General features: G+C 73.3%; 26 protein-coding genes. 13 read left to right on the forward strand and 13 right to left on the reverse strand.

Annotated features, from left to right (window positions below; translation table 11 throughout):
- The first annotated feature begins 20 nt into the window (after nucleotides 1–20).
- The 5 genes from ABTY61_RS01880 (at nucleotide 21) to ABTY61_RS01900 (ending at nucleotide 4,831) form a co-directional block, all read left to right on the forward strand.
- Nucleotides 21–707: a type III effector protein gene (locus ABTY61_RS01880; RefSeq protein WP_350502912.1), complete on the forward strand. Its 687-nt coding sequence runs from the start codon at nucleotides 21–23 to the stop codon at nucleotides 705–707.
- A gap of 101 nt (nucleotides 708–808) precedes the next feature.
- Nucleotides 809–1,273, forward strand: coding sequence for a hypothetical protein (locus ABTY61_RS01885; RefSeq protein ID WP_350502913.1), 465 nt, complete (start codon nucleotides 809–811; stop codon nucleotides 1,271–1,273).
- Between the two features lie 88 nt (nucleotides 1,274–1,361).
- Nucleotides 1,362–3,326 (forward strand): molecular chaperone HtpG, encoded by a 1,965-nt coding sequence (gene htpG / locus ABTY61_RS01890; protein WP_350502914.1) that lies wholly within the window; start codon nucleotides 1,362–1,364, stop codon nucleotides 3,324–3,326.
- Nucleotides 3,327–4,049: 723 nt separating this feature from the next.
- Complete coding sequence (locus tag ABTY61_RS01895) at nucleotides 4,050–4,331, forward strand: helix-turn-helix domain-containing protein (RefSeq protein ID WP_350503077.1); 282 nt, start codon at nucleotides 4,050–4,052, stop codon at nucleotides 4,329–4,331.
- A 137-nt stretch (nucleotides 4,332–4,468) separates the two neighbouring features.
- A complete protein-coding gene (locus ABTY61_RS01900; RefSeq protein ID WP_350502915.1) occupies nucleotides 4,469–4,831 on the forward strand; it encodes a GvpU-like protein in 363 nt (120 codons plus the stop codon).
- A gap of 316 nt (nucleotides 4,832–5,147) precedes the next feature.
- Here ABTY61_RS01900 and ABTY61_RS01905 read toward each other — a convergent pair whose 3' ends face one another.
- The 6 genes from ABTY61_RS01905 to ABTY61_RS01930 form a co-directional block, all read right to left on the reverse strand.
- A complete protein-coding gene (locus tag ABTY61_RS01905) occupies nucleotides 5,148–5,792 on the reverse strand; it encodes an L-threonylcarbamoyladenylate synthase (RefSeq protein WP_350502916.1) in 645 nt (214 codons plus the stop codon).
- A 172-nt stretch (nucleotides 5,793–5,964) separates the two neighbouring features.
- A complete protein-coding gene (locus ABTY61_RS01910) occupies nucleotides 5,965–6,363 on the reverse strand; it encodes a DUF2267 domain-containing protein (RefSeq protein WP_350502917.1) in 399 nt (132 codons plus the stop codon).
- A 50-nt stretch (nucleotides 6,364–6,413) separates the two neighbouring features.
- Nucleotides 6,414–6,818, reverse strand: a complete 405-nt coding sequence (locus tag ABTY61_RS01915; protein ID WP_350502918.1) for a DUF2267 domain-containing protein — start codon at nucleotides 6,816–6,818, stop codon at nucleotides 6,414–6,416.
- A gap of 44 nt (nucleotides 6,819–6,862) precedes the next feature.
- A complete protein-coding gene (locus tag ABTY61_RS01920) occupies nucleotides 6,863–7,156 on the reverse strand; it encodes an STAS domain-containing protein (RefSeq protein ID WP_350502919.1) in 294 nt (97 codons plus the stop codon).
- A 130-nt stretch (nucleotides 7,157–7,286) separates the two neighbouring features.
- Complete coding sequence (locus ABTY61_RS01925; protein WP_350502920.1) at nucleotides 7,287–7,721, reverse strand: Hsp20/alpha crystallin family protein; 435 nt, start codon at nucleotides 7,719–7,721, stop codon at nucleotides 7,287–7,289.
- A 193-nt stretch (nucleotides 7,722–7,914) separates the two neighbouring features.
- The gene (locus ABTY61_RS01930) at nucleotides 7,915–8,667 is read right to left on the reverse strand and encodes a DUF4097 family beta strand repeat-containing protein (protein WP_350502921.1); all 753 of its coding nucleotides are present in this window, start codon (nucleotides 8,665–8,667) and stop codon (nucleotides 7,915–7,917) included.
- Between the two features lie 300 nt (nucleotides 8,668–8,967).
- Between ABTY61_RS01930 and ABTY61_RS01935 the strand changes: the two genes are divergently transcribed.
- The 6 genes from ABTY61_RS01935 to ABTY61_RS01960 all read left to right on the forward strand — a co-directional run bounded on the left by ABTY61_RS01935 (nucleotide 8,968) and on the right by ABTY61_RS01960 (nucleotide 14,475).
- Entirely contained in the window at nucleotides 8,968–9,315 is a 348-nt protein-coding gene (locus ABTY61_RS01935; RefSeq protein ID WP_350502922.1) for a PRC-barrel domain-containing protein, read from the forward strand.
- Between the two features lie 96 nt (nucleotides 9,316–9,411).
- Nucleotides 9,412–9,678, forward strand: coding sequence for a metal-sensitive transcriptional regulator (locus ABTY61_RS01940; RefSeq protein WP_030553044.1), 267 nt, complete (start codon nucleotides 9,412–9,414; stop codon nucleotides 9,676–9,678).
- 287 nt (nucleotides 9,679–9,965) lie between these two features.
- On the forward strand, nucleotides 9,966–11,399 hold the full coding sequence (locus ABTY61_RS01945) for an endonuclease/exonuclease/phosphatase family protein (RefSeq protein WP_350502923.1): 1,434 nt from the start codon (nucleotides 9,966–9,968) through the stop codon (nucleotides 11,397–11,399).
- Between the two features lie 14 nt (nucleotides 11,400–11,413).
- Nucleotides 11,414–13,399 (forward strand): phosphocholine-specific phospholipase C, encoded by a 1,986-nt coding sequence (locus ABTY61_RS01950; protein ID WP_350502924.1) that lies wholly within the window; start codon nucleotides 11,414–11,416, stop codon nucleotides 13,397–13,399.
- Between the two features lie 148 nt (nucleotides 13,400–13,547).
- Nucleotides 13,548–14,021 carry a VOC family protein gene (locus ABTY61_RS01955; RefSeq protein ID WP_350502925.1) on the forward strand — a complete coding sequence of 158 codons (474 nt, stop codon included), beginning with the start codon at nucleotides 13,548–13,550 and terminating at the stop codon, nucleotides 14,019–14,021.
- Between the two features lie 4 nt (nucleotides 14,022–14,025).
- Nucleotides 14,026–14,475, forward strand: a complete 450-nt coding sequence (locus tag ABTY61_RS01960) for an SRPBCC family protein (protein ID WP_350502926.1) — start codon at nucleotides 14,026–14,028, stop codon at nucleotides 14,473–14,475.
- A 52-nt stretch (nucleotides 14,476–14,527) separates the two neighbouring features.
- On the opposite strand, the gene ABTY61_RS01965 is transcribed toward ABTY61_RS01960, so the two are convergent.
- The 3 genes from ABTY61_RS01965 to ABTY61_RS01975 form a co-directional block, all read right to left on the reverse strand.
- Nucleotides 14,528–15,775: an FUSC family protein gene (locus ABTY61_RS01965; RefSeq protein WP_350502927.1), complete on the reverse strand. Its 1,248-nt coding sequence runs from the start codon at nucleotides 15,773–15,775 to the stop codon at nucleotides 14,528–14,530.
- Between the two features lie 59 nt (nucleotides 15,776–15,834).
- Nucleotides 15,835–16,572 (reverse strand): polyprenol monophosphomannose synthase, encoded by a 738-nt coding sequence (locus tag ABTY61_RS01970; protein WP_350502928.1) that lies wholly within the window; start codon nucleotides 16,570–16,572, stop codon nucleotides 15,835–15,837.
- A 172-nt stretch (nucleotides 16,573–16,744) separates the two neighbouring features.
- Entirely contained in the window at nucleotides 16,745–18,310 is a 1,566-nt protein-coding gene (locus ABTY61_RS01975) for a N,N-dimethylformamidase beta subunit family domain-containing protein (protein ID WP_350502929.1), read from the reverse strand.
- 368 nt (nucleotides 18,311–18,678) lie between these two features.
- Here ABTY61_RS01975 and ABTY61_RS01980 point away from each other — a divergent pair, with 368 nt between their 5' ends.
- Nucleotides 18,679–20,580 carry an APC family permease gene (locus ABTY61_RS01980; RefSeq protein WP_350502930.1) on the forward strand — a complete coding sequence of 634 codons (1,902 nt, stop codon included), beginning with the start codon at nucleotides 18,679–18,681 and terminating at the stop codon, nucleotides 20,578–20,580.
- An 88-nt stretch (nucleotides 20,581–20,668) separates the two neighbouring features.
- Here ABTY61_RS01980 and ABTY61_RS01985 read toward each other — a convergent pair whose 3' ends face one another.
- The 3 genes from ABTY61_RS01985 to ABTY61_RS01995 form a co-directional block, all read right to left on the reverse strand.
- Nucleotides 20,669–20,938, reverse strand: coding sequence for a GlsB/YeaQ/YmgE family stress response membrane protein (locus ABTY61_RS01985; protein ID WP_350502931.1), 270 nt, complete (start codon nucleotides 20,936–20,938; stop codon nucleotides 20,669–20,671).
- A 163-nt stretch (nucleotides 20,939–21,101) separates the two neighbouring features.
- The gene (locus tag ABTY61_RS01990) at nucleotides 21,102–21,902 is read right to left on the reverse strand and encodes a HEAT repeat domain-containing protein (RefSeq protein WP_350502932.1); all 801 of its coding nucleotides are present in this window, start codon (nucleotides 21,900–21,902) and stop codon (nucleotides 21,102–21,104) included.
- Between the two features lie 50 nt (nucleotides 21,903–21,952).
- Nucleotides 21,953–22,675: a TetR/AcrR family transcriptional regulator C-terminal domain-containing protein gene (locus ABTY61_RS01995; RefSeq protein WP_350502933.1), complete on the reverse strand. Its 723-nt coding sequence runs from the start codon at nucleotides 22,673–22,675 to the stop codon at nucleotides 21,953–21,955.
- A 112-nt stretch (nucleotides 22,676–22,787) separates the two neighbouring features.
- Here ABTY61_RS01995 and ABTY61_RS02000 point away from each other — a divergent pair, with 112 nt between their 5' ends.
- Nucleotides 22,788–24,002 carry an FAD-dependent monooxygenase gene (locus ABTY61_RS02000; protein WP_350502934.1) on the forward strand — a complete coding sequence of 405 codons (1,215 nt, stop codon included), beginning with the start codon at nucleotides 22,788–22,790 and terminating at the stop codon, nucleotides 24,000–24,002.
- On the opposite strand, the gene ABTY61_RS02005 is transcribed toward ABTY61_RS02000, so the two are convergent.
- Nucleotides 23,986–25,890: a hypothetical protein gene (locus ABTY61_RS02005; protein ID WP_350502935.1), complete on the reverse strand. Its 1,905-nt coding sequence runs from the start codon at nucleotides 25,888–25,890 to the stop codon at nucleotides 23,986–23,988. The genes ABTY61_RS02000 and ABTY61_RS02005 overlap by 17 nt on opposite strands.
- Nucleotides 25,891–26,080: the final 190 nt, after the last annotated feature.

Consider the following 26,080-nt stretch of genomic DNA (forward strand, 5'->3'; position numbering starts at 1 on the left):
GTCAGCGAAAGGGTGACGACATGGATGCGCAGGACACCGGCACGGCCGGGGTCGGCCCGGCCTCGTTCCTGGCCGCCGCCGCCGCGCTGGGCATGATGGACGCCGCCGCCCGCACCGCCCGCCACGCACCCCCGGACGACGCAGGCCAGCGCGACCCGGCGCGGGCCCTGTCCGCGCTCCTGATGCTGCGCCACCTTCGCGAGGAACTCGCCGGCTGGGAGACCGGCCTGATCGAGACCGCCCGCGGCGCAGGCGCCACCTGGGCCGACCTCGCCGAACCGATGGGCGTCCAGAGCCGCCAGGCCGCCGAGCGCCGCTACCTGCGCATGCGCCCCGACGCCGACGCCGGCACCCAGGCGGGCAGCACCGGTGAGCAGCGGGTCCAGGCCGCACGCGACCAGCGCGCCGCCGACCGCGCGGTGACCACCTGGGCCCGCGACAACGCCGCGGACCTGCGCCGCCTCGCCGGACAGATCGGCGCCCTGGACGGCCTCACCACCTCGGCGGCCCCCGCCGTGGGGCGCCTGCTGGACGCACTCGGCGACAACGACCCCGCCCGCCTGCTCGCCCCGCTCGCCGAGACCCGGCCTTTCCTGGAGGCGGACCACCCGGCGATCGCCGACCGCCTCGATGAGCTGACCGCCCGAACCGACCAGCTGCGCGCCGCCAGCGGGCGGCAGCGCCGTACGCCCCCGGCCGGTCCGTGACCGCCCCCGCAGTCGCGGCCCGGCGGGGTCGCGGACCCGTGCGAGTCGACGGCCTGAGCCCTCGTGTGAAGACCATCCGTTTCCGATCCCAGCCGACGCCCATGACACCAGCCGACCTGCAGCAGTTGCTGATCACACACGCCCCGGACATACCGGGCATCGCCGCCGCCGAGAGGCGGAACGACGACAGCCCCTACGGGCTGACCGTGACCCTCGAAGGCGGTGGGCAGGTGTGGTGGACCATCACCGGGGCCGGCGGCCCTGCCCCGACCCGGGCCGCCGTCGGCCCGGCCCACGAGGAGACCCAGGTGCCGGACCTGACAGGCCGGCCCGTGGCGGTGGCCCTCGTCGAGCAGGCCTTGGTCGCCACCGCCGTGGCCGGCGACCCGTCCGGTGATGTTGTGCGCGTCGACCGGTACAGCACTCACCCGGACCCGCCGGCGGTGCGCTACGGCGCAACGCTGGAATGCCGCGACGGCTGGAAGCTCTTCCTGTCCTGCTATGGCACCGCCCGGCCCGGCACCGCCCGTCCCGAGCAGCCCTACCAGCCCCTCAGCCACATCTGAACACCCCGGAGCCGGCCGCGCGCTACGCCCGTCCGGCCCCGGCAGCCCGACCCGACCCGCACCCTTTCCACCGAAGGAGACGCCTCCCGTGGCCAGCCCGACCGAGACGCTGGAGTTCCAGGCGGAGACCCGCCAGCTGCTGCAGCTGGTGATCCACTCGATCTACTCGAACAAGGACATCTTCCTGCGCGAGCTGATCTCCAACGCCTCCGACGCCCTCGACAAGCTCCGTATGGAATCCCTCACCGACACCGATCTCGAGGCCGACACCTCGGACCTGCACATCACGCTGGAGGTCGACAAGGCGGCTCGCACGTTGACGGTGCGGGACAACGGCATCGGGATGACCCGCGAGGACGTCGTCGACCTGATCGGCACCATCGCGAAGTCCGGCACGGCGAGCCTGCTGGCCAAGATCAAGGAGGCCAAGGACGCGGACGCGGCGCAGAACCTGATCGGCCAGTTCGGCGTCGGCTTCTACTCGGCGTTCATGGTCGCCGACAGGGTCGCCCTGCGCACCCGCCGGGCCGGCACCGAGCAGGGCACCGTGTGGGAGTCCGACGGTGAGGGCACCTACACGATCGCGGAGGCCGACGGCCTGCCGGTGGGCACCTCGGTCACGCTGCACCTCAAGCCGGCGGACGGCGAGGACGGGCTCGGCGACTACCTCGCGGCGTGGAAGATCCGCCAGATCGTCAAGCAGTACTCGGACTTCATCCGCTGGCCCATCCGGATGGCCGCCGAGCCCGCCGCCGAAGCCGCCGGCGCCGACGCCGGATCCGGTGCCGTGGATGAGACGGTCGACGGCGCCCCCGCCGCGCCGGAGACGCTGAACTCGATGAAGGCCCTGTGGGCCCGCCCGCGCAGCGAGGTGACCGAGGCCGAGTACCACGACTTCTACCGGCAGATCAGCCACGACTGGCAGGCCCCGGCCGAGACCGTCCACATGCGCGCCGAGGGCACTTTCGAGTACGAGGCGCTGCTGTTCATCCCCGCCCACGCCCCGTTCGACCTGTTCTCCCGCGACACCAAGCGGGGCGTGCAGCTGTACGTCAAGCGCGTGTTCATCATGGACGACTGCGAAGCGCTCATGCCGAACTACCTGCGCTTCGTCAAGGGGGTCGTCGACGCCCACGACCTGTCGCTGAACGTCTCCCGCGAGATCCTGCAGCACGACCGCCAGATCACCGCGGTCCGCCGGCGCCTCGTCAAGAAGGTCCTCGGCGCCCTCAAGGACATGCGGGCCAAGGACGGCGAGACCTACGCGAAGGTGTGGGAGCAGTTCGGCCGGGTGATCAAGGAGGGCCTGCTCGAGGACCGCGACAACACCGACGCGCTGCTGGATCTGGTCTCCGCCGCCTCCACCCACGACGCGCAGCGGGCGACCACGCTGCGCGAGTACGTCGGGCGGATGAAGGACGGCCAGGACACCATCTACTACCTGACCGGCGAGAACCGCCAGATGGTGGAGAACTCCCCGCACATGGAGGCCTTCACCGCCAAGGGCTACGAGGTTCTGATCCTCACCGACCCCGTCGACGAGGTCTGGACCGACCAGGTCCCCGCGTTCGAGGGCCACCGCTTCCAGTCCATCGCCAAGGGCCAGGTCGACCTCGGCGACGACGCCGACGCGGACGGCGGTGACGAGGCGAAGGCGGAGAAGGCCCGGCGCGAGGAGGACTTCGCCGACCTCCTCGGCTGGCTGGGGACTGCCCTGGCCGAGCACGTCAAGCAGGTCCGCCTCTCCACCCGGCTCACCACCTCCGCCGCGTGCCTGGTCGGCGACGCCCACGACCTGACCCCCACCCTGGAGAAGATGTACCGGGCCATGGGCCAGGACCTTCCCGCCGTGAAGCGGATCCTCGAACTCAACCCCACCCACCCGCTCATCACCGCCCTGCACCAGGCCCACCGGGCGAAGCCCGACGACCCGGCCCTCGCCGACATCGCCGAACTCGTCCACGGCAGCGCCCTGCTGGCCGAGGGCGGCGACCTGCCCGACCCGGCCCGCTTCACCCGCCTCCTGACCGACCACCTCACCCACACCCTGTAGCCGTCCGAGGGTGCGGCGCGCCGTTGCCGGCCGCGGCAAGCCGGCGGCCCGGGGGGGTCGCCGCCGCGCGGCGGGAGACTACCTCGCGCACGGGCATCGCAAAATCTATCCGCGCCGGAGTAGACATTGCTCGCGGGTGGGTCTAACGTTTCTCTCGTAGACAGCAGTCGGCGATACCGGCCAGACACGAACTGGCCGGGGTTGTTGGACAGAAGTTCGCAGTTCGGTCCGGCAGTGGAGTTCCGAAGCCAGGCAGGTGCAGGGCGGCGACGGGACTGGCTGCCGGACCGGGCGGCCCGCAGTCATGAGGGGCTGCCACCAGCGGTACCAGTAGTACGCAGTTCAGTGAGTGCAGTACCGGCAGTACCAGCAGTACGGAAAGTGACAGTTCAGTACAGAGGATGAACGGAGGGCGCAAGCGCCATCAGGATCGCCCGGCCCGTGAACACTCGTCCGGGCGGACACCGCAGACCCCAACGCAAGGACGGTGGTTTCCGGTCACGCATATGCGATCCCCGCTCACCCCTTTCCCGGGGCGGTGCGGAAGTAGAAGGGCCGGCCCAGGCCGGTAGATGGTGTTGTTCCCCTTCGGGGCCCCGGAGCCGACACGGCCCCGGGGCCCCTCGACGCGTTCTCCCCGAGAACCAGAGAGGTGCAGTGACTACAACGGCCAGCCCCGACACACCCGACAAACTCGACGACGACGACTACCCCGCCTTCACCATGGGCCGCGCCGCCGAGATGACCGGCACCACCCCGGGCTTCCTACGGGCCCTCGGCGAACACCGCCTCATCACCCCGCTACGCTCCGAAGGCGGCCACCGCCGCTACTCCCGCTACCAACTGCGCATCGCCATGCGCGCCCGCGACCTCGTCGACCAGGGCACCCCCATCGAAGCCGCCTGCCGCATCGTCATCCTCGAGGACCAGCTAGAGGAAGCCCTGCGCCTCAACGAACAGCTCCGCCGCACCCAACAGCGCCAGGAACCCGCCGCGGGCACCTGACCCGCCCGCCAGGCCGCCCCGCGAGCGAGAAGCCCCGGCCCTCACGGCTGCCGTAACGGCAGCCGTGAGGCTCGTGACTGCCATGGCTGCTGCCCGGGCCCTTGGGCCCGAAGAGGCGGTGTCATATTCTGTGGGGCATGTCGAACCCTGACAGGCTGCTCGTCGACATCGCCGCGATGGTCGAGTCCGAGCACAGCAATCAGATGTCCCTGACCGTGGTGGTCCCCGGAGCCGTGATCACCGGCAGGCTCGCGCCGGTGTCCCTGTGGCTGGAGCGGGTGGCGGAGGTCCTCCAGGCTTCGGAGCACCTGAAGCCCTTCGCCGCCCTCTTCGCCCCGTCGGCCGACGGCCGGCCCGAGCGGCCCACCCATCTGCACCTCCACCGGGCGAAGATCCTGCAGGGCGACTTCGGGCTGCCCCACACCGGCGGCATGTACCGCATCGCCATCGAGGACGTCAGCAGTTGGACGGTCGGGGACCTCAGCTACTCCGATTCCTGATCGCACAGCAGGCCGAGTGGCCGCCCGGCTCGGCACCCTGTCCCCCCGCAGCAGTACGGTGGCCGGGGCCACGACGGGCGCAGCCGGCAGGTAGGGCGGCGGGCCAGGGGCACCGCACCGCACCGAACCGGACAGAAGGGCTTGGGTCGTGGCAGCAGGCCACCACCCAAGCCCTTCATCGCGACGCCCCGGGAAGCTTCCGGGAGGCTGCGGGCCGGGAACCGGCGGTCCGTCGCGGGCCCGCCGACGGTACCGCTCACCTGGTCACCGCCCGGAGCCTCGACTTCCCGTCGGCTCGGTGGGGTGGCCCGGCGGTTCAGCGTTCCTCAAGGTCCGGGACGACCTTGCGCAGTCGGTCGGCGCTGATCGCGCCGGCGCGCAGGAGTACGGGGGCCGTGCCGGTGATGTCCACGATCGAGGACGGCACGGACGCGGGCGTCGGGCCCGCGTCCAGGTAGACGGCCACCTGCTCGCCGAGCATGCCCTGGGCGGCGTCGTTGTCCTGCGGGGAGGGGTGCCCGGTCAGGTTGGCGCTGGAAACGGCCAGCGGTCCGGTTTCCGCGAGCAGGTCGAGGGCGACCGGGTGCGCGGGCATCCTCACCGCCACGGTGCCGTTCGTCTCGCCGAGGTCCCACTCCAGGGACGGCTGGTGCCGGGCCACCAGGGTCAGCCCGCCCGGCCAGAACGCGTCCATGAGGTCCCGCGCGCGCTGCGGAAGGCCGTCGGCCAGGGCGTCCAGGTCGGCGGGCGTGCCGACCAGCACCGGGGAGGGCATCTGCCGGCCCCGGCCCTTGGCTTCGAGCAGTCGCGCGACGGCCTCAGGGCTGAAGGCGTCGGCCCCCACGCCGTAGACGGTGTCGGTGGGCAGTACGACAAGCTCACCCCGACGAACCGCCGAAACGGCCTCGTGCAGACCCCTGGCACGTTCGAAGGAATCCGAGCAGTCGAAACGACGCGACATCGCAGTTCTCCAACCCGGCGGGATCCCCGCCGCTTTTCCTCCCGCGCCGAAGAACCCGGCACGGCCCACGCCGGCCACGTTACCCGGCACCCGGATGCCGCCTCGGAACGGGTGAGCCGCCGGTTGCCCGACGGCTCACCCGTTCCGAGGCTCCCGCCCCGACCGGTGCGGGTCAGGCGGCGGCGGGGGTGAGGTCGGCGCGGCCGAACAGGAGAGCGTAGCCGCGGGGGAGGTAGGCGAGGAGGCGGTCGGTGAGCTCCTCGCCGGCGAGATCGGTGACTGCGGCAAGGACGCAGGAGGCGTCCCAGCGGGCACCGGCGAGGGTGGTGTTGAGGTTGCGGGCGACGGCTTCGACGAAGGCGGGGGCGGTGACCGGTTCGGTCAGGGGGATCGGGGCGACGAGGGCAGCACGGGCGCGTTCGGGCAGGGCGGCCGCCAGGTCGCAGCGTTCGTCGCCGGTGAGCTGGGAGCCGAGTATGCCGAGAACGGCGTCGAGGACGTGTTCGGCTTCCCGGTCGCTGTCGTAGCGCCCGAGGCCGCGGACCTGTTGGACGAGGTGGTGCCAGGTCATGTCGAGTGCCTTCCGTACGTGGCAGGCCGCTGTGGGGCGGCACGCGTGGGTCAGGGCCGTCGGCCGGGCTGGGGGCGGCCGAAGAGGACGTCGTAGCCGGGCGGCAGCTGGAACAGCACGCGCTCCATGAGGTCGTCACCCGCGGCATCGGCGGTGGTGGACAGCACGGCGCCGATGTCCCACACGGCGGTGGCTTCGGTGGCGCCCTCGATCCACGCGGCGGTGGCGCGCACGAACCGTTCCGCGGTGAGCGGTTCGGCGGCCTGCAGCGGATTGAGCAGGACCAGGGCGAGGGTCTCGGGCAGCCGGGCCGCGAGATCGGCACGGACCCGCCCGACCAGGTGTGCGCCGAGCAGGGCGAGCACGACGCGGGCCGCGCGCTCGGCCTCCTGGGCGGTGGCGTATTCGCCGCGTTCCTGGACGCGCTCCAAGAACGTCTCCCATCGCAGGGTCACCTCGCATCTCCCTCCATCCGGGCGGGCGCGGCGAGCGCCCGCAGTCAGGGTTCGACGACCAGCCGCCGGTTCAGGCCGGTGAGCTTGAGCAGACGCAGCACCCGGGGGCCTGCCCCGCGCAGGATCAGGCGCGCGCCGAGGCGGTCGGCCTGGTTCTGGGCGTGCACCAGCGCGCCCAGGCCCGAACAGTCCATGAACTCCACCCCGGACAGGTCGAGCACCACCTCTCGGTACGCCCGAAGTGCTGCGCTCAGACTCCGGCGCAGCTCGGGGGCGGTGCAGAGGTCGAGGTCACCGCAGGCGGTCACCAGGGCGGCTGCCGTGTGAAGGGTGCGCATGGCGTTCTCGCTGCTACTTCGGCCTGCACAACGCTCGGCGTACTCGGGGGCGGGTTCGGGTGCGGCCCGGCGGTGGGCTGTCCCGCGCGGCACGGGGGAAGCCGCGCAGGACAGCCCCGCTTGCGGGGGGTCAGGCCTGGATCTGCCTGCGCTGGTCGCGGTGGCTGATCGCGATCTTGCGGGGCTTGGCCTTCTCGGCGACCGGGATCTTCAGCGTCAGCACCCCGGCGTCGTAGTCGGCGCTGATCCCCTCGGGGTCGAGGGTGTCGGACAGCATGACCTGGCGGGAGAACACGCCGAGCGGGCGCTCGGACAGCTCCCACTTCACGTCCTCGCCCTCGTGGCGGGGGCGGCGTTCTGCCTTGACGGTCAGCATGTTCCGCTCGACGTCGATGTCGATCGCCTGCGGGTCCACCCCGGGCAGGTCGAAGGAGATCACGTACTCGTCGCCCACGCGGCAGGCGTCCAGCGGCATCGGGGCCGGACGCGACCATGTGCCGTTCGTGCCCAGGAACTGCTGGGTCAGGCGGTCCAGCTCGCGGAACGGGTCAGTGCGCATCAGCATCGCGAAACACCTCCAGTGGCCAAGGGTTGCCAGTGCGCTTCACCTGAATCCGTTCTAGCATGTCATCCATCCGATGACAAGCTCCCGAGCCATCCATAGGATGACGCCGATGCGTGAGACACCCGCCCTGTGTCCGCGGCCCCCTGGTCACCCGGCCCGGGGGCCGGGTGCCGAGGAGGCCCCGGTCAGCCGGTCAGCCGGTCTTGACGGTGATGTCGCCGATGTCCGTCCCCAGGTCGAGCTTGTACCTGCCGTTGGGGTCGTTCTGGACGCCGATGTGCTTCTCGCCGATGTCCGTCCCGGCGCTGACGTGGTAGGAGCCGGTCGGGACGGTGACGTGGATCTCCCCGTTGGAGGTGGTGGCCTTGATGTCCTGGGCCTTGCCGGGGGTGAGGTTGATCCCGCCGTTGTCCGTCTTGGCCTGGATCCGGTCGCCCTTGAGCGAAGTGCCCTTGATCTCACCGTTGTTGGTGCGCACGTCGACCGTGCCGGTGGCCTGGTCGACGGAGATGTCGCCGGAGTCGGTGCGCACCGAGACCTCGCCGACCTGCGAGAGGTGGATCCCGCCGGCGGAGGTGCTGCCGCTGATCGGCAGCCCGGCCGGGAGCTCGACGGTGTAGTCCACCGAGCAGTTGTGCCCGCAGCCGCCGAGGACCAGTGTCCCGCCGTCGACCCGGGTGGTGGTGCCGGGCTTGCCGCTGTGGTAGGTGATCTTCCGGTGGACGGAGACGCCCCCGGTGCCGGACTTGCCGTGGACGGTGACGTCCCCGGAGGAGTTGTCGAGCTTGATCGCGGTGACCTTGTCGGAGACGGTCGCGTCGTCGCTGAACGAGGTGCCGACCGGATCGCAGGCGGTGAGCACCCCGGTGGCGATCCCGGCGGCCAGGACGGCCCCGGTGTAGCGGTAGGTGTGGCGGCGGTGGGCGTAACGGCGGTGGTGGACCATGGTGTTCCCCCCATGTCATGCGCGTACGTGGCGTGCTGACCCCGTGTGACCGCCCCGGACCGGGGCCGTCCCGTCGACAGTAACCGGGGGTGCGGGGCCGGGTCGGTGGTAAAAACCCCCCAATCCGAGGTGCCGCCGGCGCTACCTTCAGCCCGAGCCCCGCCCCCGCCGCGCCCCGGATGTCCCTCTCGTCGCGCCCCGACGCCCGTACCGGCGCAGGATGGGTACTCCGGGGGCCGAAAAGGGGCTGACACCAGTGCCAGCGTGCGACACGGGAGGTCCGAGGCCATGGGAATCGCTATGGCAGACATCCGCGAGTGGCGGGGCCAGGACGTGGTCGACGAGAAGGGCAAGCGGATCGGCACGCTGGAGTCGGTCTACGTCGAGACGTCCACCGACGAGCCGTTCTTCGCCACCGTCACGATCGGCGTGATGGCCAAGCGCCGCCTGGCCTTCGTCCCGCTGGAGGGATCGGTGGCCGGTCCGGCCTACCTGCGGGTGGCGTACCCGCGGAGCAAGGTCAAGGACGCCCCGGCGATCGGCACGGACGACATCCTGCCCGCCGGCGACGAGCCCGAGGTCTTCGCCTACTACGAACTGCCGTACGCGACCGGCGCCGGGGGCGAGCGGCGGCTGGCCCGCCGCTGATCGGCAGCGCCTCGCGACGATCTTCGTCCAGCCGGGAATGAATACCCCGCCGGGTACACTTGTCCATCGACAGTCGAAGTGAAAGGCGGCCCGGACATGCAGGTGGACGAGGAGGCGGTCGGCGCGGTCCTGAACCGACTGCGTCGGGCCCAGGGCCAGTTGGCCGGAGTGATCGCGATGATCGAGGCGGGGCGGGACTGCAAGGACGTGGTCACCCAGCTCGCCGCCGTCTCGCGCGCCCTGGACCGGGCCGGGTTCAAGATCGTGGCGAGCGGCATGCGCCAGTGCATGGCCGCCGCCGACGAGGACGGTGCGCCGATGAGCGAGGCCGAGCTGGAGAAGCTCTTCCTCGCCCTGGCCTGAGCGCGCCGGCAAGGCCGCCCCCGGAGGGCCGCGACGGATCGTCCGTCGCGGCCCTCCGCGCATGTCCGGACCCGTCCGCGGATCGATCCGCCACGGAGTTCCCGAACCGCCCGATGCCCCGTCACGCGCCGTTCACGTCCCGGTCGCTGGCCTTCGGATGAATGAGCCCGCCCGTAGTTGTACAGCCAACTGCGGGCGCCCTCCCTCCCAGCCTCCGTGACCAGCCGCGTGCGGCCCCGGCGCCGTCCCCCGGCGGACCGGGACCGCCGGCGGCGGACAGGACAACCGTGGCCGCAGGCAGCGCCCTGACCCCGACCTCATCCAGCAGCCCCGCCGAAGGCGACCGGCTCACCTTCCACTGGACCACCGATGCTCCCGACGCCAAGAACTGGGTCGGCATCTACGACGGCAGCCGTCAGCCCGGCACCGGCTCCTCGCTGCTCTGGAAGTACACCCCCGGCACCTCCGGCGACGTCCAGCTCGACACCTCCGCGCTGACCGGCGGCCCGTACACCGCCTACCTGCTCGCCAAGGACGGCTACGGCATCCTCGCCCGGACCGCTCCGTTCAGCTTCCGCCCCAAGCCCCCGGTGGTCCGCCCGCACGCCGCCGTCGACTCCTTCACCGCCACCCCGGTCGCCCCCGGCGCGGCCGTGCGGATCAAGCTCGGCGGCCTCTGGTCCCGCCCGGCGGGCAACGCCCCCGGCTCGGCGGCCTACCGCAAGCTCGGCGGCGCGGCCTGGGCCTCGGTCGCCGCCGACGGCACCGTCACGGGCACGGCGCCCGCCGCCGGCCGCAACCCCGAACCGGTCGTGGTCGGCGTCAAGGACAGCACCGGCGCCACCGACACGGTCACCGTCCTGGTCCCGGTGGTGGACCAGGCCGCCCCGGCCCGGCTCAAGGCCGCCAGCTGGAACCTGCACGACGCCGGCACCGGCTACACCGACGCGTTGGAGAAGCAGCTGCGCGTAGTCCTCGCCCAGGGCCTGGACGTGCTCGCCCTCCAGGAGACGGGCGGCGAGCGGGCCAAGACCCTGGCCGACGCGCTCGGCTGGTACGCCCTCCAGAGCCCGGGCAGCGTCGGCATCCTCAGCCGCTACCCGCTCACCGAACCGACCGCGGCCACCGCCGAGTTGCCCGCCGTCGCGGCCACCGTCCAGCTGCCCGGCGGCCGCAGCGTCCGGTTCTGGGCCGCGCACCTCGACGAGGCGGGCTACGGCCCGTACGCCGTGCAGGACGGCGGCACCGCCGCCCAGGTGCTGGCCGCCGAGAACGCCTCCCTGCGGCTCAAGCAGGCGAAGGCACTGGCCGCCGCGGTGCGCGCGGACGCCGCCCGGCGCGTGCCGGTGGTCCTGGCCGGGGCGCTCTCCTCGCCCTCCCACCTGGACTGGACGGCCGCCACCGCCGCCGCCCACCAGGGCGTCGGCGCGCTCGCCTGGCCGGTCACCACCGTGCTGCAGGCCGCCGGGCTGACCGACACCTTCCGCGAGGAGAACCGCGACCCGGCCAAGACCCCGGGCGCGACCTGGTCGCCCACCCGCAAGCGGCGCGGCGACCGCCCCGAGCCGCAGGACCGCATCGACTTCGTCCAGTACGCCGGAGCGCTGAAGCTGGTCGAGGCGCACACCCTGGTCGCCGACTGGCCCCAGCCGGAGCCGAACGCCGCCGCCAACGAGTGGCCCTCGGACACCGCCGCCGCCGTCGCCACCTTCCAGCTCTGAGAGGCCAGTTCGTGATGCCCGAGCTCTCCCGCCGCACCTTCGTCGGCGCCACCGCGGCCGTCGGCGCCACCGCCCTGACCGGCCTGTCCGCCACCCGGGCCGACGCCGCCCCCGCCGCCGCGCCCGACGTTGCCCTCACCGGCACCATCAAGGACGTCAGGCACGTCGTCGTCCTGATGCAGGAGAACCGCAGCTTCGACCACTACTTCGGCACCCTGAGCGGCGTACGCGGCTTCGGTGACAAGCAGGCGCTCCAGTTCCCGGACGGCACCGACGTGTTCCGCCAGCCGGACAGCCGCCGCAGCGACGGCGGCGCGATGCTGCCGTACCGGATGGACACCTCGAAGTACAACGCGCAGAACGCCGGCGGCCTGGCCCACGACTGGGCGACCGGCCACCAGGCCATCAACAACGGTGCGATGAACAAGTGGATCGCCGCCAAGGGCGAGCGCACCATGGGCTACTTCACCCGGGACGACATCCCCTACCAGTACGCCCTGGCCGACGCGTTCACCCTCTGCGACGCCTACTTCACCTCGCTGGCCGGCCCCACCGACCCCAACCGGCTCTACCTGTGGACCGGCACCGCCGGACCCGGCCGCGACGGCACCACCGGCCCGTGGATCGACAACACCCCGGTCACCGACAACCCCGTCGCCGACTGGACCACCTACGCCGAGCGACTCCAGGCGGCGGGCGTCAGCTGGCGGGTCTACCACAACCCCAGCAAGGACGACCGCACCGGCGACTACGACGACAACGCCCTCTCCTACTTCAAGCAGTTCCACAACTTCCCGCAGGACGACCCGCGTTACATCAACGCGATGACCAAGTTCGACCCCACCGACTTCGACCGCCACTGCAAGGACGGCACCCTGCCGACCGTTTCCTGGCTGGTCGCCCCCTACCTGTTCTCCGAGCACCCGGAGGCCGGCCCGGCCTACGGCGCGCACTGGGTGAACCAGGCGCTGCAGTCGCTGATGTCCAACCCGGACGTCTGGCAGCACACCGTCTTCCTGGTCATGTACGACGAGAACGACGGCTACTTCGACCACATGGTCCCGCCCACCCCCGAACCCGGCACCCCCGAGGAGTTCACCCAGGGCCGCGCCATCGGCCTCGGCAACCGCGTCCCGCTCTGGGTGGCCTCCCCCTGGTCGCGCGGCGGCTGGGTCAACTCCCAGGTGTTCGACCACACTTCGGTGCTGCGCTTCATGGAGCTGGTGACCGGTGTGGCCGAGCCCAACATCTCCGCCTGGCGCCGGGCCGTCTGCGGTGACCTCACCAGCTGCTTCGACTTCGCCGCCCCGGACACCTCGATCCCGAAGCTGCCCGACACCAACGCCCTGATGGCCAGGGCCGACGCGGGCACCAAGCTGCCCGGCGTCGCCCTCCCGGCCGTCGGCGCCCAGGCGATGCCCGTCCAGGAGCGCGGTGAGCGCCCGCACCGCCCGCTGCCCTACCAGCCGTGGGCCGACATCGCGGTGGACCGCAGGACCGGCAAGGTCACCTGCACCATGAGCAACGACGGTTCGGTGGCCTTCCCGTACACCGTCTACCCGAACATCCTGCTCCCGTTCGCGGGCACCCCGTACACCGTCGCCCCCGGCGCCGCCGCCAGCTACGTCTGGGACGCGGCCGCCACCGACGGCCGCTACGACTTCACCGTGCACGGCCCGGACGGCTTCGTGCGCCGCTTCGCCGGGACGGTGGTCCGGGACGGGCAGGACGGCCAGAACGACATCGGCGTCCCGATCGTCACCGCCGACCTGCGCGGCAGCCTCAAGCTCACCCTCCAGGTGGCCAACGACGGCCTGACGGACGTGGCGTTCACCGCCGCGCCCAACGACTTCGCGGGCAGCCCGCAGACGGTCTGGGTCAAGCCCGGCAAGCAGGTCGACCTGGACTGGCCGCTGGACAAGCAGGGCCGCTACGACGTCGTGGTCACCGCCCACACCGGCCAGCGCTTCGTCCAGCGCTACGCGGGCTGGGTGCACTGACCGAAGCGCACGGGCACGAAGCGCACGGACCCGAAGCGCGCGGGCACGAAGCGCACGGACCCGACCCGGGCCCGGCCGGGGCGCCGATCCGGTGACCCCCGGCCGTGGCTCGGCCGCCCCGGCCGGGCCCGCCGCTACCGTCGGGCGCATGCAGAAGATCACCACCTTCCTCTGGTTCGACGACCAGGCCGAAGCGGCCACCGCCCTCTACACCTCGCTGTTCCCCGACTCCCGGATCACCAAGGTCACCCGCTACGGCGAGGGCGCCCCGGTGCCGGCCGGCACGGTGATGACCGTCGAGTTCGAACTCGCCGGCCGGCCCTACACGGCGCTCAACGGCGGCCCCCGGTTCAGCTTCACCGAGGCGATCTCGCTCCAGGTCGAGTGCGAGGACCAGCGGGAGGTCGACGAACTCTGGGCGAAGCTCACCGCCGACGGCGGCCAGGAGGGCCCGTGCGGCTGGCTCAAGGACCGCTACGGCCTCTCCTGGCAGATCACCCCGCGTGTCCTGCTCGACCTGGTCGGCGGCGAGGACCGGGCCAAGGCCGACCGGGTGTCGGCAGCCATGATGCGGATGGGGAAGATCGAGATCCAGCCGCTGCTCGACGCGGCCCGGGGCTGAGGCCGTGACCGCCTTCAGCCACCGCAGCACCGTCTACCTGCGCGCCACCCCGGAGCGGGTCTGGCACGCGCTCACCAACGCCGACGAGTCCGGCCTCTACTGGGGCCACCGCAACGTCTCCACCTGGCTGCCCGGGGCGCCCTGGGAGCACCAGCGCACCGACGACTCCGGGATCGCCGACGTGATCGGCATCGTCGAGGTGTCCGACCGCCCGCACCGGCTGGTCACCACCTGGGCCGGACCGGAGGGCGCGCGCCCCGGCGGGCCCTCCCGGGTCACCTTCGAGCTCCGGCACTGGCAGGACCTGACCAGGCTCACCGTCACCCACGCCGATCTCGCCGACGAGTCCGAGCGGGCGGACGCCGAACGGGGCTGGTCGGCGGTGCTGTCCAACCTCAAGACCTATCTGGAGACCGGCCACCCGCTGCCCCAGCAGCCCTGGCTGATGCCCTGACCCGCGCCCGCCCCCGCCCGCTTTCCCGCCCCGCCCCCGCCCGCCGCCCTGATCAGCGCCCGGCCTGCGCCGCCGGGCGCTCCGGTCCGCCCCGCCGCCGGCCCCGCCCGGCGCGCCGCAGTCCGGGCAGCCGGGAGAGCCGCTCCCGGCCCGCCACCGAGGCCCGGTCCAGCTCCTCCATCAGCCGCCGGCTGCGGTGCTCCAGGTCCAGCTCGTCCAGGATCCGGTCGACCTCGGCCAGCATCGCGCCGTGCAACTGCCAGGCCTCCGGATGCTCCTGGACCTTGCGCAGCAGCACCGGGGCGACGTTCTCCCGGCAGGACCAGGCCGCCGCCAGTTCGGCGGTCAGCCGCTCCTCGGCCTCCTCCGCGTTGCGGCTCACCTGGGTGGTGACCAGCACCGCGAAGCTGACCATCGCGCCGCCGACGTGCGCCAGCAGCTCCTCCAGCCCGACCGCGACCTCCGGCGGGAACAACCGCTCCCGCGGCCCGCGCCGCTTCGCCAGGTCGGTCACCGAGCGGGCCAGCACCCGGATCACCACCACGCAGATCTCCAGGGTGTCCAGGCCGGTGCGCAGCACCAGCCGGGAGAGCAGCCCCTCGCTGATCCGGGGGTTGAACCGCAGACTGTCCTCGGCCTGGCGCAGCGCCGCATCCACGTCCGCGATCGCCTGGTCGAGCCGCCGGGCCTCGTGCAGCCGCTCGGCGGCCCGGGCCACCGGGGTTGGGCGGCCCAACTGCTCGGAGATGTCGACCAGCAGCTGGCGGGCCCGCCGGGCGAGGTCCTCGATCGACTCCCCGGCGGTGTCCACCCAGACCGGCGGGGCGAACAGCAGGTTGAACAGCAGCCCGACGGCCGCGCCGATCAGCGTCTCCAGCACCCGGTCCCAGGCCTGGGAGGTCAGCTTGGTGACGCCCAGGATCAGCATCGCGCTGATCGCGACCTCCTGGACGAACTCCTCGACCCGGACGAACCGCCCGATCACCAGGGAGGCCAGGATGATCAGCCCGAGGCTCCACCAGGAGAGCCCGACCACGGCGCTGAAGCCGATCGCGATCAGCACCCCGACCACCACCGAGACCACCCGGCGCACGCTGGTCTTGAGCGTCGAGTAGACGGTGACCTGGACCACCAGCAGCGCGGTGAGCGGCGCCGTCAGCGGGGCGGGCTCGCTGCTGAGCCGGGTGGCCACCGCGTACGACAGGGTGGCGGCCACGGTGGCCCGCAGCGTCTGGACGGCGAACGGGTCCCGCGCGGTGCGGCGGACCAGGCTCGTCAGGGACTCCGGGAGAAGGGCCATGAGGGCCTTCTTCCCCGCGACCGCCGCCCGCACCGCCGGTGGAGCGGGGGACTACACGTCTAGCCCTCGCGGTTGAAGCGCAGCTTCCAGGGCGCGAGCGCGGACTCGACCTGCACGCCGATGCTCATCTTGGAGGCGCCCTCGATCCGCTCCTCGAAGCGGATCGGCACCTCGCGGATGGTCAGCCCGCGCTGGACGACCCGGTAGTTCATCTCGACCTGGAACGAGTACCCGTTGCTCCGCACGGACGGCAGGTCGATGGCCCGCAGGGCGCTCGCCCGCCAGGCCTTGAAGCCCGCGGTGGCGTCCCGGACGCCGAGGCCGAGGATCGTGTTGACGTAGAAGTTCGCCCAGGCCGAGAGCGCCTTGCGGTGCCACGGCCACTCCGCGGCGGTCGAGCCGCCGGGCACGTAGCGGGAGCCGATCACCACGGCGGTGGCGTCGTCGGCGAGCAGGGCGCTCACCATCGCGGGTATCGCGGAGGCCGGGTGCGAGAGGTCCGCGTCCATCTGGATCACGATGTCGGCGCCCTCGTCCAGCGCCCGGGCCATCCCGGCCAGGTAGGCGCGGCCGAGGCCGTCCTTCTCGGTGCGGTGCAGCACGCCGACGGTGCCCGCGGAGTCGGCGGCGAGCTTGTCGGCGACCTCGCCGGTGCCGTCGGGGGAGTTGTCGTCGACCACCAGCAGGTGCAGGTTCGGCACCGCGAGGTCCGTGAGGAGCCCGGCGAGAACCGGAAGGTTCTCCCGCTCGTTGTACGTGGGTACGACGACAACGACCTTGGGGGAGGCCTCGACCATGTTCTGTTTCCCTCGTGCCCTGGCCGGCCGGCACCCGGGTGCCGCACCGGTCGGTTGTCCTGGACGACCTTCGCTGCTGTTAGACCGTGCGAGTGTAGCCGGATGACCGGCCCCTTCCCGCCCGGGGCCGGTCATCCGGCCGGGCCGGGGCCGGTTCGGTCACGATGGACCGCTACGCCGTGCCGTAGACGGCCGCCAGGTTGTCCTGGGCGGGGTGGGTGCGGCCGGCCGGGCCGGCGGCGAAGAGGCGCAGGACGTTCTCGGTGACCTTGCGGACCACGTCGCCGGCGGGGGCGTCGATGCCGTGCACGCCGCTGCCGTGGGCGTCCAGGGCCTCCACCCAGCGCATCGTCCCGGTGGCGAATACCCCGGCGCCGCTCGGCACGGTGTAGTAGGCGGTGTCGGAGTGGGAGCGCCGGCCTTCGCAGACCACGGGTGAATGGGCGAGCACCTCGATCGGGCGCGGGGTGGGGAAGGCGGTGTCGACCTTGTCGTACTCGACGCCGACCAGGTGCGGGAAGGAGGCCCCGGCGGCCAGGCCCGTCCCCTCGAAGGCCCAGTGGCCCGGCGAGGTGACCACGTACGGGGCGTCCACCGGGTAGCCGTCGTAGATCACGCCGAGCATCGAGCTCTCCGGGTCGGCGCCGGGGCCGACCCGGAAGTCGGTGGTCGCCGGGGCGCCGGCCTGGTGGCCCGGGTCCTGGGCCCAGGCGTCCTTGTAACAGACCACGGTGCGGTCCGGCCCGAGCTCGGTGGGCTCGAAGCGGACCCGGCGGAAGCAGCAGTTGGCGCCCAGGACCGCCAGGTTGGTGCCGGCGTCGCGGGCCGCCACCACGTTGGCGCGCTGCTCGGGGGACCAGTACTCGTCGTGGCCGAGCGAGAGCACGGCGCGGGCCCCGTGCAGCAGGCCCGGCTCGCGGGCCACGTCGATCCCGGTGGTGTAGGCGAGCGGCAGCCCGAGTTGCTCGGCCAGGGCGATCAACGGTGCCTCGTAGACCAGGAACCGCCCGGCGCCGTGGTCGTAGTCGTGCGGCCGGTCGAAGACGACCCGCAGCGAGCGGGTGGCCAGGGTGCCGGTCGGGCCGTTGTAGAGGCTGTAGCCGCCCCACTCGTTGTAGGCCTGCCAGGTCGCCGGGGCGCTCATCACCACGGTCTTCCCGGCGGTGCTCGCGGAGCGGACGGTGATCGGCACGTAGCTGCGGCCGGAGCCGTCCGCGGCGTCCAGGCGCAGCAGGTAGGCGCCCTCGGGCCAGCCGGTGGTGTCCACGGCGAGGGTGCGCTGCCAGCCGGTCAGCACGGTGCGGGTGGCCTGGTCGACGTGCGGGGCGGCCTGCTTGCCGCCGGGGACCTGCTCGCGGCGCCAGACCAGCCGGGCCCGGGCGCCGCCGTACCAGCCCATCCGGTACGCGGAGACGGTGAAGGCGGCGGCCGGGGTGGAGACGTGCAGGCCGAAGGTCTCGCCGGGCAGCACGCTGACCCGGTCGGCGAAGCCCTCGACGGCGCCGGGCGTGCCGGGGTCGGTGATCCGCCAGTCGGGGTTGCCGGGCAGGGACTGCTCGCTGGGGGCGGCGCCCTTGAGGCCGGTGTGCTGGGGGCCGGTGGGGTCCGCCGTGCCGGGGGTGCCCTGGGCGTCCGGGGTCGGCTGCGGGGCGGCGGCCGGGTGCCGGGTGCCGCAGGAGGTGGCGGCGGCGGCCACCAGGCCCAGGCCGAGGACCTTCCGTCGAGTCGGTTCCGCCACCGCTGCCTCCCTGCCGTCGGTCGCCGTATCCGGGGGGCGCGTCAACCTGGTGAGTCAACGTGCGCGGACATATCTACCCCGTTCGAGGGGGCATCGTGTATCGCCGCGCCGCGGGCCGCGCGCACGGCCGGGCACCGGCCGCCACCGGGGAGGGCTGTCCGGGCGGACCACGGCGTGTTGCCCCGCTCGGTTGCCGGTCCGCCCGGGCCCGGTCCCCTAGCCTGACCAGGCCCGCCGTCCGGCGGCCTGGGGGTCCGGAACCGTGTGGCGGCCGGCCGAAGTCGTGGACAGGGGTGTACGTGGTCTCCTCGGGTTCGGCCGAACCGGGAACGGCGCCTTCGACGCGGGGCACGAGGTTCCGCGCGTGGATGCTCGAAGGCCTCTCGGACATGGCCAAGCAGCACCCCGGCCCGCACATGGAGGCGCCCGCCGAGAAGGGTGCGCGCTGGTGGCGGGTCATGTGCCTGACCGGCCTGGACTACTTCTCCACCCTCGGCTACCAGCCCGGCATCGCCGCCCTCGCGGCCGGCCTGCTGTCGCCGATCGCGACCGTGGTGCTGGTGCTGGTCACCCTGTTCGGCGCCCTGCCGGTCTACCGGCGGGTCGCCGTCGAGAGCCCGCACGGCCAGGGCTCGATCGCGATGCTGGAGCGGCTGCTGTCGTTCTGGCAGGGCAAGCTCTTCGTGCTGACCCTGCTCGGCTTCGCCGCCACCGACTTCATGATCACCATCACCCTCTCCGCCGCCGACGCGACCGCCCACCTGATCGAGAACCCGCACCTGCACAGCGCCCTGTCCGGCAAACAGGTGCTGCTCACCCTCATCCTGGTGGCGCTGCTCGGCGCGGTGTTCCTCAAGGGGTTCAGCGAGGCCATCGGGCTGGCCGTCGTCCTGGTCGTCGTCTACCTCGCGCTCAACGTCGTGGTGGTGGCCAACGGCCTCTGGCACGTGTTCAAGGAGCCCCACCTGTTCGGCGACTGGACCGACGGGCTCACCGCCGAGCACGGCAACGCCCTCGCGATGATCGGCGTCGCCCTGATCGTCTTCCCCAAACTGGCGCTGGGCCTGTCCGGCTTCGAGACCGGCGTCGCCGTGATGCCCCTCATCGAGGGCGACCCGGACGACACCGAGGAGCGCCCCACCGGCCGCATCCGCGGCGCCCGGCACCTGCTCACCACCGCTGCCGTGATCATGAGCATCTTCCTGATCACCACCAGCGTCATCACCACCCTGCTGATCCCCAAGGACGCCTTCAAGAGCGGCGGCCCGGCCAACGGCCGAGCACTCGCCTACCTCGCCCACGAGAACCTCGGCAGCACCTTCGGCAGCGTCTACGACCTCTCGACCATCGCCATCCTCTGGTTCGCCGGCGCCTCCGCCATGGCCGGCCTGCTCAACCTGATGCCCCGCTACCTGCCCCGCTACGGCATGGCGCCGCACTGGGCCCGGGCGGTGCGGCCGACGGTCATCGTGCTGACCCTGATCGCCTTCCTGGTCACCTGGATCTTCGACGCCAACGTCGACTCCCAGGGCGGCGCCTACGCCACCGGCGTCCTGGTGCTGATCAGCTCCGCCGCCGTCGCCGTCACCATCGCCGCCCACAAGGCCGGGGAACGGCACTGGACCGTCACCTTCGCGGTGATCGCCGCCGTGTTCCTCTACACCACGGCCGTCAACATCGCCGAGCGGCCGGACGGCGTCAAGATCGGCGCCTGCTTCATCGCCGGCATCGTGCTGGTGTCCTTCCTCTCCCGGCTCAAGCGCGCCTTCGAACTGCGCGTCACCGACGTGGTCCTGGACAGCGTCGCGGAGCGGTTCGTCCGGGACTACCTGCACCGCCCGCTGCGCCTGATCGCCAACGAGCCGAACAACCGGGACCTCGCCGAGTACCGCGACAAGCTCCACCAGATCCGCAGGGACAACGACATCCCGGCCGAGGACGACCTGGTCTTCGTCGAGGTCACCGTGCTCGACCCGTCCGACTTCGAGGCCGAACTGACCGTCCGCGGCGAGGTGCTGCACGACCGCTACCGGGTGCTCTCGCTGCAGAGCTCCAGCGTGCCCAACGCGCTGGCCGCCCTGCTGCTGCGGGTGCGGGACCTGACCGGGCAGCAGCCGCACATCTACTTCGAGTGGACCGAGGGCAACCCCTTCGCCCAGTTCCTGCGGTTCTTCCTGTTCGGCCAGGGCGAGATCGCCCCGGTCACCCGCGAAGTCCTCCGCGAGGCCGAACCCGACCGCTCACGGCGGCCCGCCGTGCACGTGGGCTGAGCGGCGCTCAGGCGTCGTCGAAGGTCTCGTCCGACCACCGGAACGACGCCCGGTCCCCGCGTAGGTGCGGCAGGAACTCGGCGCCCGGTCAGCGGGAGGAGCGGTTCTTGCTCCAGGCGGGGGCGACGAGGGCCACCAGGGCGACGGCGAAGCCGAGTTGGAGGATGTGACGGATCCAGTCGATACCGGAGGTGTGGCGGACGCCGATCCAACCGGAGACGGCGTTGCCGAGCCAGGCCCCGGCGGCGCCGAGCAGCATGGTCAGCCACCAGGGGATCGACTGCGGCCCGCGCAGGATCAGCTTGGCGAGCACGCCGAGCACGAAGCCGATGAGCAGAATCCACAGGAGCTGGAACATCGCGGTCCACCTTCCCGGCGCCGCCGGAGGGGACCGGCGCGCCGCATCGCCGAAGACGCGGTTCGTCCCATGATCACCCGGTTCGGCCGAGCGGGCACGTCGGCGGGAGACCTCGCAGGTGGTGGGCCGGGTGCCGACCGCCCCACGGCCCGGGGCAGGGGCCTCAGAGCGCCCGGACGTCCGCGACGGCCTCGCGGACGTCCGGGTGCCGGTCCTCGGCGAGGGCGTCCAGCAGTTCGGTGACGCCGGGCGAGGACCAGCCCTGGACGGCCCAGACCAGCTCGCGGCGGACGGCCGGGTCGGGGTGGTCGGCCAGCCGGGCGAGGCGGTCGACCGGGCCGCGGCGGCGCAGGCCGAACCAGTGCAGGGCGTCCCGCAGGGCGGTCGGATCGCCGGGATCGCCCGCCGCGTCGATCCGGGCGAGCAGCACGGGGGCGGGCGGCGGCGGGCCGTCCAGCGGGTGCGGGTGGCGCTCGCGCAGCCGTCGGCCGCCGTACTCGCCGCGGATCCGGCAGCCGAAGCAGGTGCACGGGCGGGTGCCGTGGGCGTTCGGGACGTAGCGCCAGCCGGCCACCTGCGGCACGGCGCGGATCCGGTGTACCTCGCGCGCGCCGATCGCGCGCGGCACCACCACCTCCCAGCCGCGCGGGTCCGGCAGGGCGGCGACCCGGGCGACCGCCTCGGCGGCGGTCAGCCACCGCTGGGCGTCCTTGGCGCGGTCCCGGTAGTGCCCGACCAGCACCTGCTGCGCGTCGTCCAGCCGGACGTGCACGGCGGACAGCGAGCCCTTGGGGCCGAACCGGGCGAGTTCGCGCAGCCACTGGTGGGTGAGGGTGTAGGAGGGCAGCACGGGGAAGCAGTACACCCCGCGCACACCGCCCTGGCCCCGGCTGTCGGCCCGGATCCCGGCGCGGCGGATGCGCGGCGTGTTCGCTGCGGACGTCAGGTGCACGAACATCGCCATGGGAGCGGATGCTAGCCGTCCGCGCGGCCCGGGTTCGACGGGTTTTCGGGTCAGGGCGCGGTTCGTCGCCGGGCCGTGCGGCGGTCGATCAGGGCGGCCAGGCCGTCCAGGATACGGGCCAGGCCGAAGTCCAGAGCCTGGTCGCGGCCGTCCGGATCGGCCATCGCTGCGGCCACGGCGGGGAAGCGGTCGGCGTGCCGGTTGACCACGGTGCCGAGGGCGGCGAGGAGTTCGGCCTCGGGGGAGACGTCCGGGCCCACCGCGCGGGCCTGTTCGGCGATGGCGCGCACGTGCCCGGCGAGCAGGACGGCGGCGTCCATCCGCTCGGCGCCGGTCAGCCCGTGGCCGTCCAGGGCGGCCACCACCCGTTCCAGCCAGGTGAGTTCCCTCGGGCCGGGAATCCGGGGGCCGAGGGTGGCGTCCAGCAGCCACGGGTGTCGGGCCAAGGATGCGGCCAAGTGGTGGGCCCAGGCGGTGAGTTGTGCCCGCCAGTCGCCGTCGTCGGTGGCCTCGGGCGGCTCGCCGAAGGCCGACTCGACCATCAGCGCGACCAGTTCGGCCTTGCCGGGGACGTACCGGTACAGCGACATCTTGGTGAAGTCCAGCAGCCCGGCGACCTTCTGCATGGAGACCGCGCCCAGCCCCTCGGCGTCCGCGACCGCGACGCCCGCGGCGGCGATCCGCTCCAGGCTGAGGGACGGCTTCGGTCCGCGGGTCGGCCGGGCGGGCTGCTCCCAGAGCAGCCGCACCGTGTCGTTCGACGTCTCGCCCATCGCCTGCTCCCGTCCCGGGGGTTGCCCGTCCACACCAACTGTGTCTACCGTACACAGCAATGAACAGTGTCCGCTGGACACAGTTCTCGGATCCTCGAACGGAGTGGTTTCCATGAGCGCTTCCGTGCGCACCAGCGTGCTGATCTCGGGCGCGAGCATCGCCGGGCCCGCCCTGGCCCACTGGCTGGGCCGGTACGGCTTCGACGTGACCGTGGTCGAACTCGCCCCCGCGCTGCGCGACGGCGGGCAGAACGTCGACTTCCGCGGCCGCACCCACCTCACCGTGCTGGAGCGGATGGGCGTGCTGGAGGAACTGCGCGCCCTGGACACCGGCGGCAGCCCGATCACCTTCGTCGACCAGGAGGGGCGTCGACTGCTGCACCTGCCCGCCGACTTCGCGGGCGGCGAACTGGAGATCCCGCGCGGGGAGCTGGCCCAGGTGCTGCACCGGCACAGTGCCTCCCGCGCCGAGTACGTCTTCGGCGACTCCGTGGAGACCCTGGAGGAGACGCCGACCGGCGTGCGGGTCTCCTTCCGGTCCGGCGCGACGCGCGAGTTCGGCCTGGTGATCGGCGCCGACGGGCTGCACTCCGCCGTGCGGCGCCTCGCCTTCGGGCCCGAGCAGCGGTACGTCCGCCACCTCGGCTACTACGCGGCCACCTGGCAACTGCCGGGTGAGGGCGGCCGGCCCGGCGAGGGCGGGGTGGCCCTGAACGTGCCCGGCCGGCTGATGTCCGTCGGCGCCGACCCCCGCGACCCGGGCCGGGCGGGCGCCTTCAGCCTCTTCGCCTCGCCCGAACTGCGCTACGACCGCCATGACATCCGGCAGCAGAAGGAGCTGGTCCGGGCCGCCTTCGCCGACCTCGGCTGGCGGGTCCCGCAGCTGCTCCGGAGCCTGGCGGACGCACCCGAGCTGTACTTCGACTCGATCAGCCGCGCCGACGTCCCCGCCTGGTCCACCGGCCGGATCGCGCTGCTCGGCGACGCCGCCTGCGGCGCCACCATCGGCGGGATGGGTACCGGCACGGCGGTGGTGGCCGCGTACGTCCTGGCGGGCGAGCTGGCGCTGGCCCGCGGCGACCACCGGGCCGCCTTCGCCCGGTACGAGGGGCTGCTGCGCGACTATGCCCAGGGCTGCCAGAAGGGCGGCGACCGCACCGGCCCGTTCCTGGCGCCGCGCACCCGGGCCGGGCTGCGGCTGCGCAACGGGCTGCTCAACCGGCGGTGGGTCCTGGACCGGATGCTGGAGCTGGGAAAGCGGGTGTCCAGCGTCGAACTTCCGGACTACGAGGCGCTGTTGGCCGACCGGGTCAGTGCGGCGGGGTGATCCGGTTGCCGTTGTCGAGCAGCGCCTCGACCTGGACGGTGCTCCTGCCGGGCCGCTCGACCGCGAGGGTGCGGTCGGGGGCTGGGCGGTCGGCTGACCAGTCCGGGCCCTTGGCGGTGAGCCGGGTGACCCGTCGGCTGCCCGCCGCGAGCAGGTACTCCGCGCCCTGGGGGGAGTGCCACCACGTCCAGGCCACGGTGTCCTGCTCGAACCGGCTGCAGCCGCGGCCCGGTCCGCCGCCGGTGCGCTGCGGGCCCCGGGCGGTCGGCAGCAGGACGGCGGTGGCGGCGCTGCCCTCGCCCGTCCAGCGGTCGGAGCGCAGGCAGAACCAGGCGGCCGAGCCGGCGTTCTGCGGCAGCGGCTGCACCGCGAAGGCCCACAGGTCGAGCTGCTTGACGCCCGGAGTGCCGTCCGGGACCGCGCAGCCGGCCCGCGCCCAGGCCGCCAGGGCGTCCTGGCCGGTGGACTCGCGCGGTTCGCGGGCGGGCTGGGTGCGGTCCGGCGGCGGGGTGTAGGTCAGGTGCGCCGGGACGAGGCCGCCGAGGTCGGCCAGCAGGAAGGAGTGCTTCTCGGCGATCACCGGGGAGGAGTGCAGCTGGAGCACGGTGGCGCCCCGGCAGTCGGCGAGCCCGCCGCCCGGCGCGGCCGCGGTGACCCCGTCCGGGTGGTCCAGCGGGTGGGCGGCGGTGTCGGGCTGGTCGAGCCGGCGGGTCTCGGCGGTGTCCACCCAGGGCGCCAGCAGGTAGCGGAGGGCGGTGCCCTGACGGCTGAGCACCACCGCGCCCGCCGTGGTCGGGTCCGTGTCGTCGGCCCGGGCGAGGTCCAGGCCGCCGCCGCGTCCGTCGGAGTAGCGGGCGATCCGGCGGCCGTCGTACAGCACCGCCACGCCGGTGCCGTCCACCGTCCCGGCGAACAGCAGCTGCGGCGGGGTGTCGGGCGGGGCGGTGTCCGTACCCGGCTCGGCCCGGGTCTGCGGGCCCGGCTGGGCCCAGGCGGCCAGGGCCCGGCCCAGCAGGGCGCCGTCCGTGCTCCGGTCGCCGCGCGCGGGCCAGGCGGTGAAGTCGACCCGGGCCGTGTGCTGCCAGGCGTCCGGGGCCACCCGGACCAGCCGGGCCGGGTCGGCGACGGCGCCGGCGGGGCGGCCGTCCGGCCGTGAGGCGGTGCTCGCCGGAGCGGAACCGCCGCCCAGCACCGCGGCCGTCGTGGTGAGCCCGAGCACCCCGACCGTCAGCGCGGCGGTCAGCGTACGGCGGCGGCGCAGCAGGTCGGTGGGCTGCACCCGGACGGCGCACGGGTCGAAGGCGATCGGCTCGGGCCCGGGCCCGGCCGGGACCTCGGCGGCCGCCGCGAGCGCCTCCTCCGGCCGGTCCACCCCGGCCTCCCGCAGCACCTCCACCACCTCCCGGCCGCCCAGCTCCTCGACCGCGCGCAGGGCGAAGGCCGCCCGGGCCGGGGCGGCGAGCGCGGCGAGCGCGTGGTCCAGCGCCGCGTCCTGCTCGCCGCCGTGCGGGGTGAACAGCCGCAGGCCCCAGACCCGGGGCGCCAGCAGGCGCGCGGCCGGGCTCGGGCGCAGGGCGGCGCGCAGCACCCGCAGGCGCAGTTCGGCGTACACCGGGTCGGTGGCGGTGGCGGTGGTTGTCGGCTCGGGGGTGTTCGGCTCGGTGGTGTTCGGCTCGGTGGTGTTCGGGGCGGGGCGGCGGGTCCAGCGGAACGGCAGGGCGCGCTGGACCGCCGCGTGGGCGGCGAGCACCCGGCTGTGCCGGTCCCGGTCGGCGGGCAGGGCCAGGTAGGCGAGCCGGACCAGCCTGCGGTAGTGGTGCACCAGGGCGGCCTCGGCCTCCGCCACCGGGCGCGCCGGGACACCCCGGACCGCCGGTTCCGTGCCCACCGTCCGTCCTGCCAATGAGCCCTCCCGGTGCCGTGCGTGCTGTCGTGGTGGACGGTCCAACGAGTCGATCATGTGATGGTTGCGCCGTCCGGGGTGCGCGGAGGTCCGCCGCGCGCCCTCAAGTGCGGGGTGCCCGCACGTGGTGGCCGGCTCGGCGGTTTCGGGGCACGGCGCTCCGCGGCGGCTGGAC

It is taken from the genome of Kitasatospora sp. NPDC096128, from assembly GCF_040303105.1.
Classification (GTDB): Bacteria; Actinomycetota; Actinomycetes; order Streptomycetales; family Streptomycetaceae; genus Kitasatospora.

Bases quoted from the DNA above. Each gene is read 5' to 3' on its own strand.
- ABTY61_RS01880 (WP_350502912.1), top strand. From the start codon at position 21: ATGGATGCGCAGGACACCGGCACGGCCGGGGTCGGCCCGGCCTCGTTC.
- ABTY61_RS01885 (WP_350502913.1), top strand. From the start codon at position 809: ATGACACCAGCCGACCTGCAGCAGTTGCTGATCACACACGCCCCGGAC.
- ABTY61_RS01895 (WP_350503077.1), top strand. From the start codon at position 4,050: ATGGGCCGCGCCGCCGAGATGACCGGCACCACCCCGGGCTTCCTACGG.
- ABTY61_RS01900 (WP_350502915.1), top strand. From the start codon at position 4,469: ATGTCGAACCCTGACAGGCTGCTCGTCGACATCGCCGCGATGGTCGAG.
- ABTY61_RS01905 (WP_350502916.1), bottom strand. From the start codon at position 5,792: ATGTCGCGTCGTTTCGACTGCTCGGATTCCTTCGAACGTGCCAGGGGT.
- ABTY61_RS01910 (WP_350502917.1), bottom strand. From the start codon at position 6,363: ATGACCTGGCACCACCTCGTCCAACAGGTCCGCGGCCTCGGGCGCTAC.
- ABTY61_RS01920 (WP_350502919.1), bottom strand. From the start codon at position 7,156: ATGCGCACCCTTCACACGGCAGCCGCCCTGGTGACCGCCTGCGGTGAC.
- ABTY61_RS01925 (WP_350502920.1), bottom strand. From the start codon at position 7,721: ATGCTGATGCGCACTGACCCGTTCCGCGAGCTGGACCGCCTGACCCAG.
- ABTY61_RS01930 (WP_350502921.1), bottom strand. From the start codon at position 8,667: ATGGTCCACCACCGCCGTTACGCCCACCGCCGCCACACCTACCGCTAC.
- ABTY61_RS01935 (WP_350502922.1), top strand. From the start codon at position 8,968: ATGGCAGACATCCGCGAGTGGCGGGGCCAGGACGTGGTCGACGAGAAG.
- ABTY61_RS01940 (WP_030553044.1), top strand. From the start codon at position 9,412: ATGCAGGTGGACGAGGAGGCGGTCGGCGCGGTCCTGAACCGACTGCGT.
- ABTY61_RS01950 (WP_350502924.1), top strand. From the start codon at position 11,414: ATGCCCGAGCTCTCCCGCCGCACCTTCGTCGGCGCCACCGCGGCCGTC.
- ABTY61_RS01955 (WP_350502925.1), top strand. From the start codon at position 13,548: ATGCAGAAGATCACCACCTTCCTCTGGTTCGACGACCAGGCCGAAGCG.
- ABTY61_RS01965 (WP_350502927.1), bottom strand. From the start codon at position 15,775: ATGGCCCTTCTCCCGGAGTCCCTGACGAGCCTGGTCCGCCGCACCGCG.
- ABTY61_RS01970 (WP_350502928.1), bottom strand. From the start codon at position 16,572: ATGGTCGAGGCCTCCCCCAAGGTCGTTGTCGTCGTACCCACGTACAAC.
- ABTY61_RS01980 (WP_350502930.1), top strand. From the start codon at position 18,679: ATGCTCGAAGGCCTCTCGGACATGGCCAAGCAGCACCCCGGCCCGCAC.
- ABTY61_RS01985 (WP_350502931.1), bottom strand. From the start codon at position 20,938: ATGTTCCAGCTCCTGTGGATTCTGCTCATCGGCTTCGTGCTCGGCGTG.
- ABTY61_RS01990 (WP_350502932.1), bottom strand. From the start codon at position 21,902: ATGGCGATGTTCGTGCACCTGACGTCCGCAGCGAACACGCCGCGCATC.
- ABTY61_RS01995 (WP_350502933.1), bottom strand. From the start codon at position 22,675: ATGGGCGAGACGTCGAACGACACGGTGCGGCTGCTCTGGGAGCAGCCC.
- ABTY61_RS02000 (WP_350502934.1), top strand. From the start codon at position 22,788: ATGAGCGCTTCCGTGCGCACCAGCGTGCTGATCTCGGGCGCGAGCATC.